Genomic DNA, 17,933 nt, shown 5'->3' on the forward strand with positions numbered 1-17,933 from the left:
CGTGATGGACCCTCCAGGAGAGGACTTATGCCTCATCCCCCTGACAGTGCCGAATTGCCGCCACTGTGCGCAGCACCCAGGCCGTCATTGAAAGCGCCATCCTTCAGGCTTCTGCCCGGTGCCTGCGATACCCATGCCCATGTGATCAGCGCCGATCACATTCGCTACCCATTCGTGGCCGACCGCAGCTACACCCCGGCACCGGCCCCTGAACAGGCGTACCTGCAGATGCTGCACGCCATGGGCATGCAGCGCGGTGTGTTGGTCCAGCCGAGCATCTACGGCACCGATAACCGCTACATGCTGGAGGTATTGGAACGTCATCAGGCCTGCTTGCGCGGTGTCGCTGTGGTCGACGACCAGGTCAGCGATGCGGTGCTTGAGCACATGCATCATTGCGGGGTACGCGGGGTTCGCATCAATGTGCTGTTTCGCGGCGGCGTGGACCTGGACCTGATGGAGCGCCTGGCTGCCCGGGTCGCCGAGTTCGGCTGGCATGTGCAGTTTCTGATCGATGTCCGGCACCTGGAAACGTTGCAGGCGCGCATGGCCAGGTTGCCGTGCCCTGTAGTCATTGATCATCTGGGGCATTTTCCCGCTCGCCTGGGTGTTCGGGAGCCGGGCTTTGCGTTGTTACGCCGCAACGTGGCCGAGCGTGGCTGGTGGGTCAAGCTGTCGGGCATTTACCGGCTGAGCGATGCGCCACCCGACTATGCCGACGCCGATGCCTTGGCACAGGCATTGATCGAAGCGGCGCCCGAGCGAATGGTATGGGGCAGCGACTGGCCCCATGTGGCCTTGCAGAGCACGCCTGATACGGGTGCCTTGCTGAACCGGCTGCCGCTGTGGGCGCCCGGTGAGCATCAACGCAAACAAATTCTGGTCGATAACCCGGCCGCCCTCTACGACTTCCGATAACAACAAAAGTGGCCGTTCGCCAATGACGAGCGGGCGGCGCGGAGAATAATAATGAGTTGGTTCAGCGAACTGAGTACGGTTGAAAAACGCACGTTCTATTCCGCTTTCGGCGGGTGGGCGCTGGATGCCCTGGACTTCATGGTCTTCACCTTTGTCATCGCCTCGTTGATGACCTTGTGGAACATCGACAAGGGCTCGGTCGGGCTGCTAAGTACCGTGACCTTGCTGTTTTCCGCCATTGGCGGCTGGGGCGCGGGGATCCTGGCCGACCGCTACGGACGGGTGCGTCTGTTGCAGATCAGCATCCTGTGGTTCTCGATCTGTACGGTGCTGATCGGCTTCGCGCAGAACTTCGAGCAATTGTTCGTCCTTCGCGCCCTGCAGGGGCTGGGCTTTGGCGGCGAGTGGGCCGTAGGCTCGGTGCTGATCGGCGAGATGGTGCGCGCCCAGCATCGCGGCAAGGCCGTGGGCATCGTGCAAAGCGGCTGGGCCGTGGGTTGGGGCGGGGCAGCATTGCTCTATACCGTAGCCTTCAGCGTATTGCCCGAAGACCTGGCGTGGCGCTCGTTGTTCTGGATCGGTGTCGTGCCGGCGCTGCTGGTGCTGTACATCCGCAAATATGTGCCAGAGCCGGAAGTCTTCCAGAATACCCAGAAACAGCAGCGCGAGTCGGGTGAGTCGGTGCCGTTCTGGCATATCTTCTCGCCGTCGCTGCTACGCGTCACCTTGCTGTCGGCGCTGTTGTGCATGGGCGTGCAGGGCGGTTACTACGCGATTACCACGTGGCTGCCGACCTACCTGAAGCTGGAAAAGGGCCTGTCGGTGTTCGGCACCGGCAGCTACCTGATGGTGGTGATCCTGGGATCGTTCTGCGGCTACGTGTGCGGGGCTTTCCTGGCCGACCGGCTGGGGCGGCGTCCTAACTTCATTATTTTCGCGGTGTTGTCGGCCATCAGCGTGTTCTGCTACATGCAGCTGGAACTGACCAATACGCAAATGCTGATCCTGGGCTTCCCGCTGGGCTTCACCGCTTCGGGCATCTACAGCGGCATGGGGGCGTTTCTGACCGAGCTGTACCCATCGGCGGTGCGGGCCAACGGCCAGGCGTTTTCCTATAATTTTGGTCGGGCCGTTGGCGCGCTGTTCCCGGGGCTGGTGGGCTATATCAGTGCCAAGTACAGCCTGGGCACGGCCATTGCCATGTTTGCCGGTGGTGCGTATTGCCTGGTGTTGCTGGTCACCTGCTTCCTGCCGGAAACCAAGGGCAAGCAGTTGCACTGATCGCACGGCTCTTTGTTAAAGTAACGCCCACGCATCGTACGATCCGTGGGCGCCTGGGGCCTGCGGTTTGGCAACGGGCGCCCCGACTTTCGATGACAGAGCAGCATGACTATAAAAGCCATTGGCCGACGCGACCATTTTTCAATCGAGATCTCCCGCTACCTGGAAGGTGAGATTCGCGACGGTCGATTGCGCCCCGGCGACCGTATCCCGACCGAGACCCGCCTGGCCGAATCCTTTGCGGTCAGTCGCAATGTCGTGCGTGAAGCGGTGGCCCGGCTCAAGTCCTCAGGGCTGGTGATCAGTCGTCAGGGCCTGGGCGCTTTCGTTGCCACGCAATCGAGCCAGAGCACGTTTCGCATCACCCAGGAAGAACTGGGCGACACGTCCAAGCTGCGTCAACTGTACGAGTTGCGCCTGGACCTGGAGGTGGCGGCGGCGAGCATGGCCGCCAGGCGTCGGTCCCTCAGTCAGTTGGCCAGTATTGCGGCCGCCCTCGACACCCTGCGCGCCGGTATCCACAGCGCCGAGTCCATTGTCGAGCACAGTTTGCAGTTCAAGCGCGCCATTGCCGATGCCACCGGCAACGAGTATTTCCGCAACTTCATTATTTTTCTGTGCGGCCATGTGTTCGAGGCGGCTTCGCTCGAGCGTCGCCTGGTCAGCGCCAGGGACCTGGGCGAGGTGCTGCTGGCCGAGCACCAGGCTGTCTTCGATGCCATCAAGCTGGGCGATCCTGACCTTGCCCGGCGCGCGACCTGGCAGCAGATCATCAACTCGGCCGAGCGCAACGGTTTGCGCGGCCTGCAAGGCTGGGAAGTCACGCGCATGAGTTCGCTGGGCGAGACCTATGCTCCGCAGTGCCCAGGCCCTGATCCGGCACCGCGGACCCTGCCTCGGGCATTACCTGCCGGGGCCTGTGACTGTCATTTCCATGTGTTCGGTGACGAGCACGGCCAGCCCTTCACACCGCATCGCTCGTACACGCCACCGCCGGCCTCGCTGCAGGCCTTTCGCAAGGTGCAGCAGACGCTGGGGCTGAGCCGTGGCGTGATCGTGCAGCCAAGCGTGTACGGTGCGGACAACACCACGACCCTGACCGCACTGAAAGAGGCGGGCAGCGATTTTCGTGGCGTGGTGGTGATCGACGCCGATGCCGATCCTGACGCGTTGCAGGAGATGCACCGGCTGGGCGTGCGAGGCGTGCGGGTGAACCTGATCTTCAAGAGTGGCGTAGAAGTGTCGGATGTCGCCGCCCTGGCCGAAAAGGTGGCCGTGCTCGGCTGGCATCTGCAACTGCTGATCGACATCACCGAGTTCGCTGACCTGTATGAAACCGTGAAAAGCCTGCCGGTCGATGTGGTGATCGATCATATGGGTCATATGCCGACCAGTACCGGGCTTGAGCATCCGGGCTTCATGGACCTTGTGCGTTTGCTGGAGGAGGGACGTGCCTGGGTGAAGCTCTCCGGGGCTTATCGCTTCACGGCCTGCAACGATCTTCCCTACGATGACGTGACCCCGTATGCCAGGGCGCTTATTGCGGCCAATCCGCAGCGGGTGCTGTGGGCCAGTGACTGGCCGCACCCGTGCATACCGGTGCCGATGCCCAATGATGCCGACCTGCTGGAGATGCTGTTCGACTGGGCCGATAACGATGATGCGCTGATCAAGCAGATCCTGGTGGACAATCCGGCGCAGCTCTACGGATTCTGACCGGCAACACCTGCGCCCACCCGCCGGGCGCCGGTGTTGCCGTCTCACTCAGAAAATATAATCAGTGGTCAAAAAGCTCGACTCACGATTACGAATGATCTCGCTGATCAGCGCCTTGTTGCCTTCTTGGAACTTGGTGGCCACCAGGGTCCGGATCGAAAACACCCGTAGCGCATCGTGGACCGAAAGGGTGCCTTCAGCGGAGTTCTTGCGCCCGTTGAACGGATACTGGTCCGGGCCACGCTGGCACTGGGCATTGATATTGATGCGCCCGACCTGATTGGCAAAGGCGTCCACCAGCCGGCCTACCTGCGCCGAATCGTTGCCGAAAATACTCAGTTGCTGGCCAAAGTCGGAGTCCAGCACGTAGTCGATGACCGTCTGCAGGTCACGGTAGGCCACCACCGGCACCACAGGGCCAAACTGTTCCTCGTGATAGACGCGCATGTCGGCGGTCACCGGGTACAGCACGGCCGGGTAGAAGAAGTTCTCCAGTACCTCTGCGCCGCCTTCATTGACCACGCGAGCGCCTTTTTCCACGGCATCGGCCACCAGGCCTTGCAGGTAATCGATCTTGCCCGGTTCCGGCAGCGGCGTCAGCGACACCCCTGGCTCCCACGGCATGCCGGGCTTGAGCTGCGCCAGCCGGGCCTGGAATTTTTCCAGGAACGGCTCGACCACCTCCTCATGCACGAACAGGATCTTCAGCGCCGTGCAGCGCTGGCCATTGAACGACAGGGCGCCGGTGACCGACTCGCTGACGGCATTGTCCAGGTCGACATCCGGCAGCACGATGCCAGGGTTCTTGGCATCCAGGCCCAGGGCGGCACGCAGGCGGTGCGGGCGGGGGTGCAGTTTCTTCAGGTCACTGGCGGCCTTGTTGGTGCCGATGAAGGCAAACACATCGATCTTGCCGGTGGCCATCAGGGCACTGACCGTCTCGCGGCCACGGCCGTAGATCACGTTGATCACCCCGGCCGGAAAGCTGTCGCGGAAGGCTTCGAGCAACGGCCGGATCAGCAGCACGCCGAACTTGGCCGGCTTGAACACCACGGTGTTGCCCATGATCAGCGCCGGAATCAGCGTCGTGAAGGTTTCGTTGAGCGGGTAGTTGTACGGCCCCATGCACAAGGTCACGCCCAGCGGTACACGGCGGATCTGGCCCAGGGTGTCCTGTTCCAGCTCGAAACGGCTGGAGCGCCGGTCCAGCTCCTTGAGGGCATTGATGGTGTCGACGATGTAGTCGCAGGTGCGATCGAACTCCTTCTCCGAGTCCTTGAGGTTCTTGCCGATCTCCCACATCAATAGCTTGACAACCGCCTGGCGCTGCTCGCGCATGCGCTTGAGGAACGTCTCGACGTGCTGGATACGCTCGACCACCCGCAGTGTCGGCCAGGCACCCTGGCCACGGTCATAGGCCCGCACGGCCGCATCCAGGGCGGTCATTGCGGTCTCGGCGTCCATCAGCGGCGTACTGCCCAGTATCACCGGCTCCAGCGTGTCGCCATGGCGCAAGCTGATCGGGCTGCGCACCGGGGCCAGGGCGCCTGGCCAGGACTCCAGAAGGCCATCGACCAGATACTCGCGCTGCTCGATGGCAGGGCCCGGGCGCCAGATGTCAGGAATCTGGTCGGCGTTGGGGAACAAGGATTCAAGACGATTACCCTGTGGCATGAACTCACCTCACTGTGATGGGTTGGAAAGACGGCTTTGAACACACTACGCCACCTGCCATGACCGATGAAACCTGAGGTCGTTGATTCGCCTGGGTTTTTTTCGGTTTTTTTAGGGGCGGTGCTTGACTACCGTATTTAAATCAGTAAGATAGCCCTCATTCCGCGATAGCTCAGTTGGTAGAGCAAGTGACTGTTAATCACTGGGTCCCTGGTTCGAGTCCAGGTCGTGGAGCCAGTTTTTTTAGATGTAAATCAAGGTCTTGCGCAGCTTTCACCGAAAATGAGACCAAATGACAGCGTGTACGTCATTTGGTCCTCGGAATGAGAGTAGCGCAAGGCCTTTTTTATGCCCGCTTGCAAAGGCGCATCGCCATCGTTTCAATCAAGGGCGGACTGGGCAAAACCACGGTCACACCTAATCTAGGCGCGTTCTGCGCCATCTTTGCGGGCGCTGCATGCCTGGCAATCTGCATTCGCCCTCGAACCGGGCCTAGCGCGCTGCCCGGAAGGTGAGGCGCGATGATGATGGGCGCCAGTAAAGGCGCATGACTGTCGCGCACCCTTCGATGCACGACAGGACAGCGTCATTTTTACACCGCCAACGTCGCCCCACGCGTATTCACAAACAGTGAATAAACCGAGTGGCTGCTGGCCATGAACAGTCGATTCCCTTCGCGTCCCCCAAAGCACAGGTTCGCGCAGCGTTCTGGCAGCGAGATATGCCCGATGGCTTTGCCCTGCGGATTGAACACGCGCACGCCGTCGAGTTTTTCCAGGTCGGCCCTGGCATCGCCATTACCACCCCAGCCGCACCAGATGTTGCCCGCTTCGTCGCACTTGATGCCGTCGATCGCCGCGTAGTCCAGCCCCTCGATGTGCTTGCGACGTTCGCCCAGTGTGCCGTCGTCTTTCACAGTGATCGCCCAGATCAATCGATTGGGCTTGGCACGACCTTCGACGACAAACAGCGTTTTTTCATCGAGTGAAAAACACAGCCCGTTAGGACCATTTAGATCTTCGATGACCCGGGTGACTTTCTGGGTCTCGCCGTCGATGCGGTAAACCGCGTGAGGTTGGACGGGGGTGATTTTGTGGCCTTCGTAGTTGTTGCCGGTCTGGAAGGGTGGGTCAGTGAACCAGATGGATCCGTCTTTTTTGCAGACGACATCGTTGGGCGAGTTGAAGGGCTTGCCGTCGAAGCTGTCGGCCAGCACGGTGATCGCGCCATTGTATTCGGTGCGTGTGATGCGGCGGCCTTCACGGGTTGTGGTTGAGCCTTCGCAGACGATCAGGCGCCCTTGGCGATCCCGGCACATGCCATTGGAGAAGTTGGCGTGTTCGCGGTACACCGAGAAGGTGTCGGTGATTTCGTCCCAGCGCATGATGCGATTGTTGGGGATGTCGCTGACCAGCAAATAGCGGCCATCGCCGACCCAGACCGGTCCTTCGGCCCAACGCATGCCGGTGGCCAGTTTTTCAACACTGGCGTTAAAGACACGCAACTCCAGGAAGCTGTCGTCGAGGACCTGAATCAGCGGATCCGGGTAGCGTTGACTCAAGGGCTCGGCCGCCTCGGAGAGTCGGGGCAGGGCAGCGCTGCCAACAGTCGCCAGGGTCGCGGAAACGGCGAGGGACTTCTTGAGAAAGTTGCGTCGGGTATTGCCCTCGGCCTGGTCAAGGTCTGCAGGCGCGGCGGACAGGAATGAGTTCATGTAGCGGTCTCCTTGGTCTTGTTTTTTTGAGAGACGTAGTAATACCTTGTGATAAGACATCGTACAAGATGGTTGAGTTGATGACCGCATATGAAGTCAGTCAGCCACAAGCGGCCTTGATGATTTTTCTTCTTGGCAGGTAGCACGCAACCTGAGCTGCATGATGGTGCAGTCAACCCTTGTTCTGTCGAATCAACGGTAGACAAGCTGTTCACGATCAGGCCGCTGTGCGTGTGACCCGCACTGTAATTGCACGCTGGCAGTTGCTGGCAGCGGTTCGCTTCAGCACACTGACCTTCAGCGTATCTTGAGGCGATGAAATGATGAAGGATCAATCCGGCCCCATCCCCCTGGTCATCCTTGACGTTCAGGAAGCGATTGATCAGCCGAACTGGGAGGGCAAAAGTAACCCTGGGTATCTGGCTGTGATTCAACGCCTTCTTGAACACTGGCGGTCAAACGATTGGCCGGTTATTCATGTAAAGCACAATGAGCGAACGCCTGCATCCAGTTACTACGTCCATGGCCCGTGGAACGGCATAAAGAAAGAGGTGGCCCCTGTAGCGGGAGAAATCGTTGTCAGCAAACAGGAAAACTGCGCCTTTATCGGCACTGAACTGGACGCTGCGCTCAAACACCTGCAGGCGACGCGTCTGGTGCTGACCGGGGTGGTCATTCATAACAGCATGGATGCGACGGTTCGTGCGGGCAAGGCGCTCGGCTATGGCATCATTCTTCCTTCAGATGCCACGACCGCCGTGCCCGTGTCAGGGACGAATGGAGCATCCTGGAGCGCCACGACCGTGCATGAATTGACCTTGGCGATTCTCGGTAACGAGTATGCCGATGTCATGTCATCGGAAGAAGTGATCGCACAGTTCACCATATGAAGTCAGGTGGCAGCCACTGATTGATCTCACGTGCACGCAGCCTGTGAGCGATCAGCGTCGGCCAGCCCCGCCTCAATGAAGCGCACCGAGCTTTCCATGGCCTGCTGAGCTTCTGGCAGCCGGGTGGCGTAGAAGTGCCAGGCGTGGAACATCGCCGGCCATACTTCCAGGTTGACGCGAACGCGGTTGTCAGCCAGGTGAGTGGCAAGACGCATCGCATCACTGAGCATCAACTCGTTCTCGCCGATCTGCACCAGGATCGGCGGAAGTCCAGTGACGTCTGCGAATACGGGCGAGGCCAGGGGGTGATTGGCCAAGGTGTCGCCCAGGAACGCTCTGGCAAGAATATCCAGAACAGGCTTGGCGTTCAGAGGGTCCAGGCCTTCGCGATTGCTCATGGACGCACCGGTGTGTTCAAGGTTGGCCCATGGCGAAATGGACGAGCCAACCGCAGGCAATGCCAGCCCTTGTGATTTGGCCGCCACCATCACGCTGACAACCATCGCACCACCCGCTGACTCGCCAGCGAATGCAATCCTTCTGGCTGGCACGTTCTGTTCGAGCAACCATTCATAGGCGCGCAGTGTGTCGTTGATGGAAGCCGGGAACCTGTGCTCGGGGGCAAGGCGGTAATCGGGCATGTACACCCGGGCACCCAGCCTGTTTGCATAGTTGCCGCCGATGCCATGGTAGCCATCCGGACGTCCGACGATGTAGGCGCCGCCATGGATATACATCAATACAGCGTCGGTCTTGATTATGTCCGGAGTGACCAGTGTGCCTGGCACGCCGCCCATGTCGACGGTTTCAAACCTGACACCGGCAGGCGCTGGATTCTGCGCAAGCATGTGGGCATAGGCGTCGCGGATGTCGCTCATGCGTGTGGTGGTATCGATTCCCTTGAGAACAGGCACCAGGTCGCCAAGGCTGTTGGCCCAGGCGTGTACAGCCATTTTTACTTCAATATTCATCATGATCTCAATTAGTTTGGGGTTTTTTAGTGTCTAATCGAGATAATATGCTTGTCATTGGGGAATAGGGTTCCCTATAGAAGGCGTAAAACCGCCCGAACATCGAGATCTCAAGGCTTATGGAACTCCACAACCTGAACGACATTGCAGCTTTTGTAAGCTCGGTGAATGCCGGAAGCTTCACGGCAGCGGCAAAGCAACTGGGCCTGACGCGCTCGGCGGTGGGCAAGTCGATTGTCAGGCTCGAAGCGCGTCTGCAGGTGAGACTGCTCAATCGCACCACGCGTAGCCTGAGCATGACCGATGACGGACAGGTGCTTTATGACCGCTGCGTGGGCGTCCTTCAGGATCTGGATGAGGTGGAGGAGGCCCTTGCGTTTCGGCGCGCCACGCCCAGTGGACGACTGCGTATCAGCCTGCCGGTTGCACTGGGCAGGCTCCACATCCTCCAGCATGTAGAGAGTTGTCTGAGGGAGTGGCCATCGCTCAGTATCGACATCGTCTTTTCCGACAGGCTGGTCGACCTGATTGATGAGGGATTCGACCTGGCCATACGTATCGGGCCTCCCAGGGAGGATTCCCGATTGCTGACGCGCACCGTGGCCTACCAGCAAATGATCAGTTGCGCTTCACCCAGGTATCTGGCTGAACACGCTCGGCCTGAAACACCCGAAGATCTCTCCGCTCACCAGTGCCTGCATTTTGTCAGCGGTGGAAGACTGCTTCCCTGGCATTTTCGAGTCGATGGGCGCCCCTGGCCCTTTACGCAGGGCGGCAGGCTGCAGATGGACAGTGCCGAGTCCTTGCACCAGTCAGCGGTCGCAGGCCTGGGTATCGCGACGCTGCCGTCATATGTCGTCAATGACGATTTGCGCAGCGGCAAGCTTGTGCAAGTGCTTGCAGAGTATGCAGAGGCCGCAGAGCCTGTCCGGGTAATCTATCCCAGTAAGCGGCACCTCTCGCCAAAAATTCGGCTCTTCATCGATAAGCTCGTGCAGGCCTGGTCGCCGTGTGCCCCCTGGGAACAGCCTTTGGCGCCAGGCATGTGTTCTGCCTGACCCGCAGGGCACGTGCAATGGATCAATGTCCGGCTCATGCGGCAGCACGGTACCCACTTGCCGGGTCTGCCCCTTGATGCGACGATCTGGTCTTTTCTCAAGCACAGGGAGTGTCGCCATGCTGACTCAATCGTCACTGTGGTTTTTTGTGGTTCCGTTTGCCATCGCCGCGGCCATTCCCGGACCTGCACAAGGCGCGTTACTCGGCCAGGTGGTGTCCAGGGGAGCCAGGTCGACCTTGCCATTCATCGTCGGCATGGTGCTGGGCAATGCCCTCTGGCTGCTGGTGGCGATCCTTGGCCTGGCTGCACTGGCCTTGCAGTTTGAACAGGCTTTCGTGGCAATCAAGTGGCTGGGCATTGCTTTCATCCTGTTTATCGCCTGGAACCTCTGGTCGAACAATACCGGGCAGCCTCAGGCGCCTGTCCAGCGCTCAGCCGCGCGGGGTCTGTTATCCGGTGCCCTGTTGACGCTGGGTAATCCGAAGGCCGTGGTTTTTTTTGGTGCCGTCCTGCCGCATGCATTCGATCTGACGCGTCTGAGTACTGCCGAAGTGGTGTTGATCATGGCGCTGGGTATTGGCATCGATCTGTCGATCCAAATGGTCTACTTACTCACAGCTTCGCGCATCAAACGCGTGATTCGCTCATCGGCCGCCATGAAGCAGTTGAACCGTACATCCGCTGGCGTCATGGCCGGGTGTGCCGGGTGGATGGCGATTTCGCGGTGACCGCTGGCAAGACCGTAGTGTTCTTCCGGGCCTTAGTGGCAACCGCTTCATTCTCATGGCCAGTGTCATGCACGATCAAATGATGCATGGCAGCCCGGATTTCGCTCAGCCCGGCACCTCGGCCGAATACGAATCCGGCGAAGGCGGGAACACGATGGTCTTGTTGTCGTTCATGAACACCCGCCCATGCACATACGCGTGGATGGCGCGTGCCAGTACCTGGCTCTCGACGTCGCGACCCAGGGCGACATAGTCATCGGCGCTCTGGGCATGGGTGATGCGCACGATGTCCTGCTCGATGATCGGCCCCTCGTCCAGGTCGGCGGTGACGAAGTGCGACGTGGCGCCAATCAGCTTCACGCCACGGTCAAAAGCCTGCCTGTAAGGGTTGCCGCCCTTGAAGGAGGGCAGGAACGAATGGTGGATATTGATGATGCGGCCTGACATCTGCTGGCACATCTCATCCGACAGGATTTGCATGTAGCGCGCCAGCACGATGAGTTCGGCACCGGCGGCGCGCACGATGCGCATCTGTTCGGCCTCCGCCTCGGCCTTGTTCTGCGGGGTCACGCGAATGTGGTGATAGGCGATGCCGTGGTCTTCCACGACCTTCTGGAAGTCAAGGTGGTTGGAGATCACCCCGACGATATCGATGGGCAGTGCCCCGATTTTCCAGCGATACAGCAGGTCGTTCAGGCAGTGGCCGAAGCGCGACACCATCAGGATCACTTTGCGCTGGGTGCGCTCGTCGAAAAACGCGTGGTCCATCTTGTACTTTGCCACCAGCGGCGCAAAGGCTTCTTCCAGTTCCTGCAGCGAGCGACCTTCCTCGGAGCGAAAGGTGATGCGCATGAAGTAATGCTGCGTGCTTTCATCATCGAACTGGGCGCTGTCGCGGATGTTGCAGCCGAGTCTGGACAAGAACGCCGTAATGTCAGCCGTGACGCCGCGAACCGATGGACAGGTGACGCGCAGCACGCCGTTGTGTGCAGTCTTGTTCATTTCATTCACCTTGAGCGGCAGCAATTGCCTGGAGGGTTACGGGAGGATGCTGGCGCTTGAACGCCGTGATGGTATTGGCCAGCAGGCAGGCAATGGTCATGGGGCCGACACCGCCTGGTACGGGCGTGATCGCCTGGGCGTGGCCGGCTTCATCGAAGGCGACGTCGCCGACGATTCTGGAGCGCCCGTCGCGCTCGACGCGATTGATACCGACATCGATGACCACCGCTCCCGGTTTGATCCAGTCGCCTTTTATAAGCTCCGGGCGACCGACCGCGACGATCAGAATATCGGCACTGCGACACAGCGCCGCCACGTCCCGGGTCCTGGAGTGGGCAACGGTCACGGTGCAGTGTTCGCCCATCAGCAGTTGCGCCATGGGCTTGCCGACGATGTTCGATTTACCCACGACCACGGCGTTGAGGCCGGCGAGAGTGCCCAGGCGGTCCTTGAGCAGCAGCAGGCAGCCCAAGGGCGTGCAGGGCACCAGCGCCTCTTGACCGGTGGCCAGGCGCCCGGCGTTGAGGATATGGAAGCCGTCGACATCCTTGTCCGGGTCGATCGCATTGATCACCGCATGGGTGTCCAGGTGCGCGGGCAAGGGCAACTGCACCAGAATGCCATTGACCTGCGCGTCGGCATTCAACCTGGCCAGCAATGCCATCAATTCGGCTGGCGGGGTGTCAGCCGGCAAGCGGTGCACGAACGAGTGCATTGCGCACGCCTGGGTCTGGCGATGTTTGGCACTGACATACACGCCACTGGCCGGGTCTTCACCTACCAACACCACGGCAAGCCCTGGCGTCAGTCCGGTGTGCGATGTGATGTCTTTGACTTCTTGCGCGAGCTGCTCGACAAGCCCGGCGGCGAAGCTTTTGCCGTCGATACGCTGGGCCGGCAATGGTTTATTCATCAAGCGTTACCTCAACTCTTGAACTCGCCTGCGTGCAGGCTTGGAAGGTGTCCTCAGGCGCTTTCGATCAGGGCGCCGCCACGCTTGAGAAACTGCTGGTACTGAGCCTCAGGCACGAACGCGCCGCCGGTGGTCCAGACCACATGCGTCGCCTGCGCCATTTTGTCGGCCAGCCCATGAGCCTTCAGGCAGGCCTGGCCCCGGGGGCTGTCCACGATGAAACGCGGACCGGCAAAGCCTGCGGCGGCGGAGGGTTCCAGGCGAATGGACTGGGTCTTGCCGGCCATCCACAGCCAGCGCAACAGGTCATCGTCTGCCACGGTGAACACGCCCGAGAGCAGAGGCCTCATGACCTCGGCCACGAAGGCCGACATGCGTGCGACCGCCATCCCATCGGCTTCGGTACGATTGCTCAGGCCCACGTCATAGACCGAGACCGGTTCTTTCGAACCGCTCATCATGTGCACCAGAGCGCAAGGCGACTGCACCGGCTCCACGAAAAACGCATGGGCCGCGTCGCCGAACACAGCTTTCAGGCCATAGGCCACGCCGCCCGGCGCACCGCCAATCCCGCAGGGCAGGTAGATGAACAGCGGGTGCCCTTCGTCAACCGTAATACCAGCCCTTTCCAATTGGGTAGCCAGTTCGCCCGCCGCAGCGCTGTAGCCAAAAAACAGCAACTCGGAGCGTTCGTCATCCACGAAGTACATGCTCGGGTCAGCCTCGGCGGCCAGGCGCGCCTGTTCGACGGCGGTGGTGTAGTCCGCCGGGTGCCGGACCACCTCGACACCCAGGCGCGCCAGGCGCTCGACCTTCCACGGCTTGGCATCCGCCGACATGTGTACGACGGCGCGAAAACCCAGCGCCCGTGCGGCAATCCCGACGCTCAATCCCAGGTTGCCGGTGCTGCCCACGGCAATGGTGTGGCGCGCAAACAAGGCGCGGGCCTGATCGCCGGCCAGTACGGTAATGTCACCACCGGGCGTCAGGAGGCCGCGCTGTTCGGCCATGCCTTTGGCATGCATGAACACTTCATACACGCCACCGCGTGCCTTGATCGAGCCGGCCACCGGCAGGTCACCGTCGGCCTTGACGAACACCCGGCCGTACTCGGTGCCTTCGTAGCCCAGCGCGTGACGCAGGCTGTGCGCCTCGATCAGCCGTGACTGGATGGCGCCTGCCGATTCTGCCAGTTCGGGGAAGCAGTGTTGCAGCACCGGTGCCAGTTGCTGCCAGTTCGCTTGCGCGTCCCGGACTTGGGCAGGGCGCACCGGCAGCGCAGGATCCGCGATGCCATTGGCTTGCAGGCCGGGGTTGAGCCACAGCGTCGGGCGACCGGCCAGGACCGCCTCACGCGCAGGATCGTCGGGGAGTTGAACGCTCATGGTTGTTTTCCTGAAACCTTGAAAGTGTGGCGGGGCAGGGATGCCTGACCCGCACCGGTGCGCTCAGGCATAGATCGGAAAATCGGCGCACAGCCGGGTGACGATCGCCTGGCTCTTTTCGATCACTGCGGTTCGGGTCGCTTCGTCAGCGGCCTGTGCAGCGAAGATGTCGGCGATCAGATGACCGATGGTCTCGAACGCCTTCGCGCCAAAGCCGCGCGTGGTGCCGGCCGAGGAGCCCAGGCGCAGGCCTTTCCATTCCGAGGGTCTGGCGCTGTCGAACGGAATCGGGTTCTTGTTCGAGGTGATATTGATCGTCGACAGGGCATCCTGGGCCGCCTGGCCGGTCAGGTTGATGGACGACACATCGACCAGCACCACGTGGGTGTCCGTGCCGCCGCTGACAATGCGCACGCCACGTGCTTGCAGTACCTCGGCCAGCAGGCGGGCGTTGGCCTTGACATTGGCGCCATAGGCCTTGAATTCATCGGTCAGCGCTTCGCCCAGGCAGACCGCCTTGCCGGCGATGGTGGCCAGGTGTGCGCTGCCTTGAACCCCCGGGAAGACAGCCGGTTGCAGCTTCTTGAACAAGTCCTCGCGGTTGGTCAGGATCAGGCCGCCACGCGAGCCCCGCAGGGTCTTGGTGGTGGTGCAGGTCACGATGTCGGCGTGCGGAACCGGCGTGGGGTGCACGCCGGCTGCCACCAATCCTGCAAAATGCGCCATGTCCACCAAGTAGGTCGCATTGACCGTGTTGGCGATTTCACGCATGCGTACAAAATCGATCTCGCGCGGATACGAAGAGCCGCCGGAAATGATCAGCTTGGGCCTGTGCTCAAGCGCAAGTTTTGCAACGTTGTCGTAATCGATACGACCGGTCTCGCGGTCCACGCCGTAAGACACGATGGTGAACCAGCGACCCGACTGGTTGGGCTTGGCACCATGGCTCAAATGACCTCCCGCCGCCAGGTCCAGGCTCAGGACCACATCACCCGGTTGCAGCAGCGAGAAGAACACCGCCTGGTTGGCCTGGGTGCCGGAGTGCGGTTGTACGTTGGCGTACTCGCAGCCGAACAGCGCTTTCGCCCGATCGATCGCCGCCTGCTCGACGATGTCGGCAAAATCGGCACCGCCGTGGAAGCGCTTGCCCGGGTAGCCTTCCACGGTCTTGTTGGTGATGAGCGAGCCGATGGCCTCCAGGCTGGCCTGGCTGACCGAGTTTTCGGAGGCGATCAGCTCGATCTGGCTCTGCTGGCGCTTTTTCTCGTTTTCCAGCGCATTGAAGATCAACGGGTCGCGATGTTCCAGGGGATCGTTGAAGTAGGCGTGGGTCATGGTGCAAGGCTCCGGTGCGGGTTTTTCCGTAACCTAGCCGTTGTTGAAATTTAGAAAAAGCGAATAATATTTCAATATTACATTAGCGTTGCTTACGAATAGGTGGGCGCAGCCCGGGAGGTTTCATGGACATCGGCAGATTACGCGCGCTTCGAGAACTGGCAGTCCGCAAGACCATGGCTGCGGTGGCCGAGGCGCTGCATGTGTCGCCCTCAGCGGTGTCCCAGCAAATCGCCTTGCTGGAGGAGGAGGTCGGCATCGACCTGGTCGAGCGCCGTGGCCGCGGTGTCAACCTCACCATTGCCGGGCTCAGGCTGGTCGAGCGCGCGAACCGGATCTTCGCTGAACTGGAGTCGGCCCGGGCGGATATGGCCGAGCTGAAAGAGGTGGTGGCCGGTGAATTGCGCGTGGCGGCGTTTCCCTCGGTGGCCGCAGCACTGTTGCCGAAAACCATTCGGCGCTTGCAGGCCAGCCATCCTCAGCTGGAAGTGCTGTTCGACGAAATGGAGCCGGAGGAGGGCATCAACGCCCTCAGGAGCTGGCAGACAGATATCGCCCTGATCGATGACCTGAACGTGCCACACAGTCTGCTGGACCCAAGTGTGGAGGTCATCCCGCTGATTGAAGATGTGTTCAACGTCATGATGTCGCCGGATCACCCGCTCGCCCATCGCGAAGAGGTGGCCCTGGAAGAACTCAATGGTGAGCGCTGGGTGATCGACACCGCTTCTGTGCCCTACACCCATGTCTTGACCCAGGCCTGCCAGCAAGCCGGCTACAGCCCTCATATCATTGCCCGGTGCAAAGGCTTCGAGGTCACCCTGGCGTTGATCCGCGAAGGCTGTGCCATTGCCATCTTTCCGGAACTCAGGGCTCGTTTCGATCTTCAGGATGCCCGCGTGTGCCGGCTGGTGCCGCAAATCAGACGGCGCATCTTCGTGGCTTTTCGCAAAGGTGAGAAAAAGAGTCCCGCCCTCCAGGCGCTGGTGCAGGCGCTGTTCGAGCAAGTGGCCGCATTTTCCTGAAGTTGTGCAACTGCAAGCTCATTCGTAAGTTGCGCTTACGCTATGTTGAAAAAATAGTCGCTTTTTCTGATCGGGCACGGCCTCTAGGTTAGTCCGGCACGAGCACCAATTGGTTGTTCAGCGTTCTGCCCGTACAGGTGCATCGGCATCGGGCGGCCTGGATCTACTCGTCCCGTTATCCTAGAGAGCCTCTAAATGAAACCTGAAAACAAGCCGCTCAAGTCAGGTGCCGTATTGCTCGGCATCACCCTCGCCTCGCTGTTTTCGCTCAGCGCCAGTGCGGGTTCCACACTGGACACGGTCAAGAAAAAAGGCTTTGTCCAATGTGGCGTCAGCGATGGTTTGCCGGGCTTTTCCTATGTCGATGCCAAGGGCGCGTTCATCGGCTTTGATGTGGATGTCTGCCGAGCGGTGGCAGCGGCCGTATTTGGCGATGCGAAAAAGGTCAGGTACTCACAGCTGACGGCCAAGGAGCGCTTTACCGCGTTGCAGTCCGGTGAAGTCGACATGCTGTCGCGAAGTACCACCTGGACGTCCTCACGCGATGCTTCGATGGGCATTCTGTTTACCGGCGTGGCCTATTACGACGGCCAGGGGTTTCTGGTCAACAACAAGCTGGGCGTCAAAAGCGCCAGGGAGCTGGACGGCGCCACGTTCTGCATCCAGGCCGGCACCGTGACCGAACTCAACCTGGCCGATTATTTCCGCGCCAACAACATGAAATACATGCCCATCACCTTCGACACTTCCGATGAAAGCTTCAAGGCGCTGGAATCCGGTCGCTGTGATGTGCTCACCTCCGACCAGTCACAACTCTACGGGCAGCGCTTGAAGCTGGCCACGCCGCAACATTACTCAGTGCTGCCAGAGGTGATCTCCAAGGAACCACTGACGCCCGCCGTGCGCCGTGGCGACGAAGAATGGTTCGCCATAGTGCGCTGGACACTCAATGCCATGCTCAACGCCGAAGAGCTGGGCGTGACCTCCAGAAACGTGACCGACCTGAAAAAGAACACCACCAACCCTGATGTGGCGCGCTTGCTGGGCAGCGAAGGCGCTTTGGGCAAGGACCTGAACCTGCCGGGTGACTGGGTGGTGCAGGTGGTTTCTCAGGTCGGCAATTATGGCGAGGCCTTTGATCGAAACCTGGGTGAGGGCAGCGACCTGAAGATCAAGCGCGGTTTGAACGCGCTGTGGAACCAGGGCGGTATTCAGTACGCGGCGCCAGTGCGCTGAGGGCTGTCACGCCCGACCGGGTCGGGCGTTTCCAGAGGCGTTGGCACATTCACCCCACTCGGTCTGCAGCGCCGCCAGCCCCAGG

At 60.7% G+C, this 17,933-nt stretch carries 15 protein-coding genes and 1 tRNA gene; 9 read left to right on the forward strand and 7 right to left on the reverse strand.

Translation table 11 applies throughout. From position 1 onward, the window contains the following. Window positions 1-27 precede the first annotated feature (27 nt). The 3 genes from ASF84_RS09765 to ASF84_RS09775 all read left to right on the forward strand — a co-directional run bounded on the left by ASF84_RS09765 (window position 28) and on the right by ASF84_RS09775 (window position 3,915). Window positions 28-918 (forward strand): amidohydrolase family protein, encoded by an 891-nt coding sequence (locus ASF84_RS09765; protein WP_056837648.1) that lies wholly within the window; start codon window positions 28-30, stop codon window positions 916-918. A 51-nt stretch (window positions 919-969) separates the two neighbouring features. Continuing rightward, window positions 970-2,199 carry an MFS transporter gene (locus tag ASF84_RS09770; protein ID WP_056837650.1) on the forward strand — a complete coding sequence of 410 codons (1,230 nt, stop codon included), beginning with the start codon at window positions 970-972 and terminating at the stop codon, window positions 2,197-2,199. 105 nt (window positions 2,200-2,304) lie between these two features. Then, window positions 2,305-3,915 carry an amidohydrolase family protein gene (locus tag ASF84_RS09775; protein ID WP_056837652.1) on the forward strand — a complete coding sequence of 537 codons (1,611 nt, stop codon included), beginning with the start codon at window positions 2,305-2,307 and terminating at the stop codon, window positions 3,913-3,915. A gap of 48 nt (window positions 3,916-3,963) precedes the next feature. Here the strand turns inward: ASF84_RS09775 and ASF84_RS09780 are convergent, their stop codons facing one another. Beyond that, window positions 3,964-5,589 (reverse strand): NADP-dependent glyceraldehyde-3-phosphate dehydrogenase, encoded by a 1,626-nt coding sequence (locus tag ASF84_RS09780; protein WP_056837653.1) that lies wholly within the window; start codon window positions 5,587-5,589, stop codon window positions 3,964-3,966. Window positions 5,590-5,750: 161 nt separating this feature from the next. Here ASF84_RS09780 and ASF84_RS09785 point away from each other — a divergent pair. Then, window positions 5,751-5,826, forward strand: a tRNA-Asn gene (locus tag ASF84_RS09785). A 355-nt stretch (window positions 5,827-6,181) separates the two neighbouring features. Here ASF84_RS09785 and ASF84_RS09790 read toward each other — a convergent pair. After that, window positions 6,182-7,303, reverse strand: a complete 1,122-nt coding sequence (locus tag ASF84_RS09790; protein WP_056837655.1) for an SMP-30/gluconolactonase/LRE family protein — start codon at window positions 7,301-7,303, stop codon at window positions 6,182-6,184. A gap of 323 nt (window positions 7,304-7,626) precedes the next feature. Here ASF84_RS09790 and ASF84_RS09795 point away from each other — a divergent pair, with 323 nt between their 5' ends. After that, window positions 7,627-8,193: an isochorismatase family protein gene (locus ASF84_RS09795; protein ID WP_056837997.1), complete on the forward strand. Its 567-nt coding sequence runs from the start codon at window positions 7,627-7,629 to the stop codon at window positions 8,191-8,193. Window positions 8,194-8,219: 26 nt separating this feature from the next. Here the strand turns inward: ASF84_RS09795 and ASF84_RS09800 are convergent, their stop codons facing one another. Then, window positions 8,220-9,164, reverse strand: coding sequence for an alpha/beta hydrolase (locus ASF84_RS09800; protein WP_056837657.1), 945 nt, complete (start codon window positions 9,162-9,164; stop codon window positions 8,220-8,222). Window positions 9,165-9,283: 119 nt separating this feature from the next. Here ASF84_RS09800 and ASF84_RS09805 point away from each other — a divergent pair, with 119 nt between their 5' ends. Then, entirely contained in the window at window positions 9,284-10,222 is a 939-nt protein-coding gene (locus ASF84_RS09805; RefSeq protein ID WP_056837658.1) for a LysR family transcriptional regulator, read from the forward strand. Between the two features lie 118 nt (window positions 10,223-10,340). Beyond that, window positions 10,341-10,952, forward strand: a complete 612-nt coding sequence (locus ASF84_RS09810) for a LysE family translocator (protein ID WP_056837661.1) — start codon at window positions 10,341-10,343, stop codon at window positions 10,950-10,952. A gap of 105 nt (window positions 10,953-11,057) precedes the next feature. Here ASF84_RS09810 and purU read toward each other — a convergent pair whose 3' ends face one another. The 4 genes from purU to glyA form a co-directional block, all read right to left on the reverse strand. Further along, window positions 11,058-11,954, reverse strand: coding sequence for a formyltetrahydrofolate deformylase (gene purU, locus ASF84_RS09815; RefSeq protein WP_056837663.1), 897 nt, complete (start codon window positions 11,952-11,954; stop codon window positions 11,058-11,060). Between the two features lies 1 nt (window position 11,955). Further along, entirely contained in the window at window positions 11,956-12,867 is a 912-nt protein-coding gene (gene folD / locus ASF84_RS09820) for a bifunctional methylenetetrahydrofolate dehydrogenase/methenyltetrahydrofolate cyclohydrolase FolD (protein ID WP_156684195.1), read from the reverse strand. Window positions 12,868-12,920: 53 nt separating this feature from the next. Then, a complete protein-coding gene (locus ASF84_RS09825; protein ID WP_056837671.1) occupies window positions 12,921-14,252 on the reverse strand; it encodes a D-serine ammonia-lyase in 1,332 nt (443 codons plus the stop codon). Between the two features lie 63 nt (window positions 14,253-14,315). Then, window positions 14,316-15,587, reverse strand: coding sequence for a serine hydroxymethyltransferase (glyA, locus tag ASF84_RS09830; protein WP_056837672.1), 1,272 nt, complete (start codon window positions 15,585-15,587; stop codon window positions 14,316-14,318). 125 nt (window positions 15,588-15,712) lie between these two features. Between glyA and ASF84_RS09835 the strand changes: the two genes are divergently transcribed. After that, window positions 15,713-16,612 carry a LysR family transcriptional regulator gene (locus ASF84_RS09835; protein ID WP_056837674.1) on the forward strand — a complete coding sequence of 300 codons (900 nt, stop codon included), beginning with the start codon at window positions 15,713-15,715 and terminating at the stop codon, window positions 16,610-16,612. A 195-nt stretch (window positions 16,613-16,807) separates the two neighbouring features. Then, a complete protein-coding gene (locus ASF84_RS09840; protein WP_056837675.1) occupies window positions 16,808-17,848 on the forward strand; it encodes an amino acid ABC transporter substrate-binding protein in 1,041 nt (346 codons plus the stop codon). Window positions 17,849-17,933 lie beyond the last annotated feature (85 nt).

Origin of the sequence: Pseudomonas sp. Leaf127 (assembly GCF_001423155.1) — a bacterium.
GTDB lineage: Bacteria > Pseudomonadota > Gammaproteobacteria > Pseudomonadales > Pseudomonadaceae > Aquipseudomonas > Aquipseudomonas ovata.

Excerpts from the sequence above, each read along its gene's own strand:
- glyA (WP_056837672.1), bottom strand. The coding sequence starts at position 15,587 with ATGACCCACGCCTACTTCAACGATCCCCTGGAACATCGCGACCCGTTG.
- ASF84_RS09775 (WP_056837652.1), top strand. The coding sequence starts at position 2,305 with ATGACTATAAAAGCCATTGGCCGACGCGACCATTTTTCAATCGAGATC.
- ASF84_RS09835 (WP_056837674.1), top strand. The coding sequence starts at position 15,713 with ATGGACATCGGCAGATTACGCGCGCTTCGAGAACTGGCAGTCCGCAAG.
- ASF84_RS09800 (WP_056837657.1), bottom strand. The coding sequence starts at position 9,164 with ATGAATATTGAAGTAAAAATGGCTGTACACGCCTGGGCCAACAGCCTT.
- folD (WP_156684195.1), bottom strand. The coding sequence starts at position 12,867 with ATGAATAAACCATTGCCGGCCCAGCGTATCGACGGCAAAAGCTTCGCC.
- ASF84_RS09810 (WP_056837661.1), top strand. The coding sequence starts at position 10,341 with ATGCTGACTCAATCGTCACTGTGGTTTTTTGTGGTTCCGTTTGCCATC.
- ASF84_RS09825 (WP_056837671.1), bottom strand. The coding sequence starts at position 14,252 with ATGAGCGTTCAACTCCCCGACGATCCTGCGCGTGAGGCGGTCCTGGCC.
- ASF84_RS09765 (WP_056837648.1), top strand. The coding sequence starts at position 28 with ATGCCTCATCCCCCTGACAGTGCCGAATTGCCGCCACTGTGCGCAGCA.
- purU (WP_056837663.1), bottom strand. The coding sequence starts at position 11,954 with ATGAACAAGACTGCACACAACGGCGTGCTGCGCGTCACCTGTCCATCG.
- ASF84_RS09805 (WP_056837658.1), top strand. The coding sequence starts at position 9,284 with ATGGAACTCCACAACCTGAACGACATTGCAGCTTTTGTAAGCTCGGTG.
- ASF84_RS09780 (WP_056837653.1), bottom strand. The coding sequence starts at position 5,589 with ATGCCACAGGGTAATCGTCTTGAATCCTTGTTCCCCAACGCCGACCAG.
- ASF84_RS09790 (WP_056837655.1), bottom strand. The coding sequence starts at position 7,303 with ATGAACTCATTCCTGTCCGCCGCGCCTGCAGACCTTGACCAGGCCGAG.
- ASF84_RS09795 (WP_056837997.1), top strand. The coding sequence starts at position 7,627 with ATGAAGGATCAATCCGGCCCCATCCCCCTGGTCATCCTTGACGTTCAG.
- ASF84_RS09840 (WP_056837675.1), top strand. The coding sequence starts at position 16,808 with ATGAAACCTGAAAACAAGCCGCTCAAGTCAGGTGCCGTATTGCTCGGC.
- ASF84_RS09770 (WP_056837650.1), top strand. The coding sequence starts at position 970 with ATGAGTTGGTTCAGCGAACTGAGTACGGTTGAAAAACGCACGTTCTAT.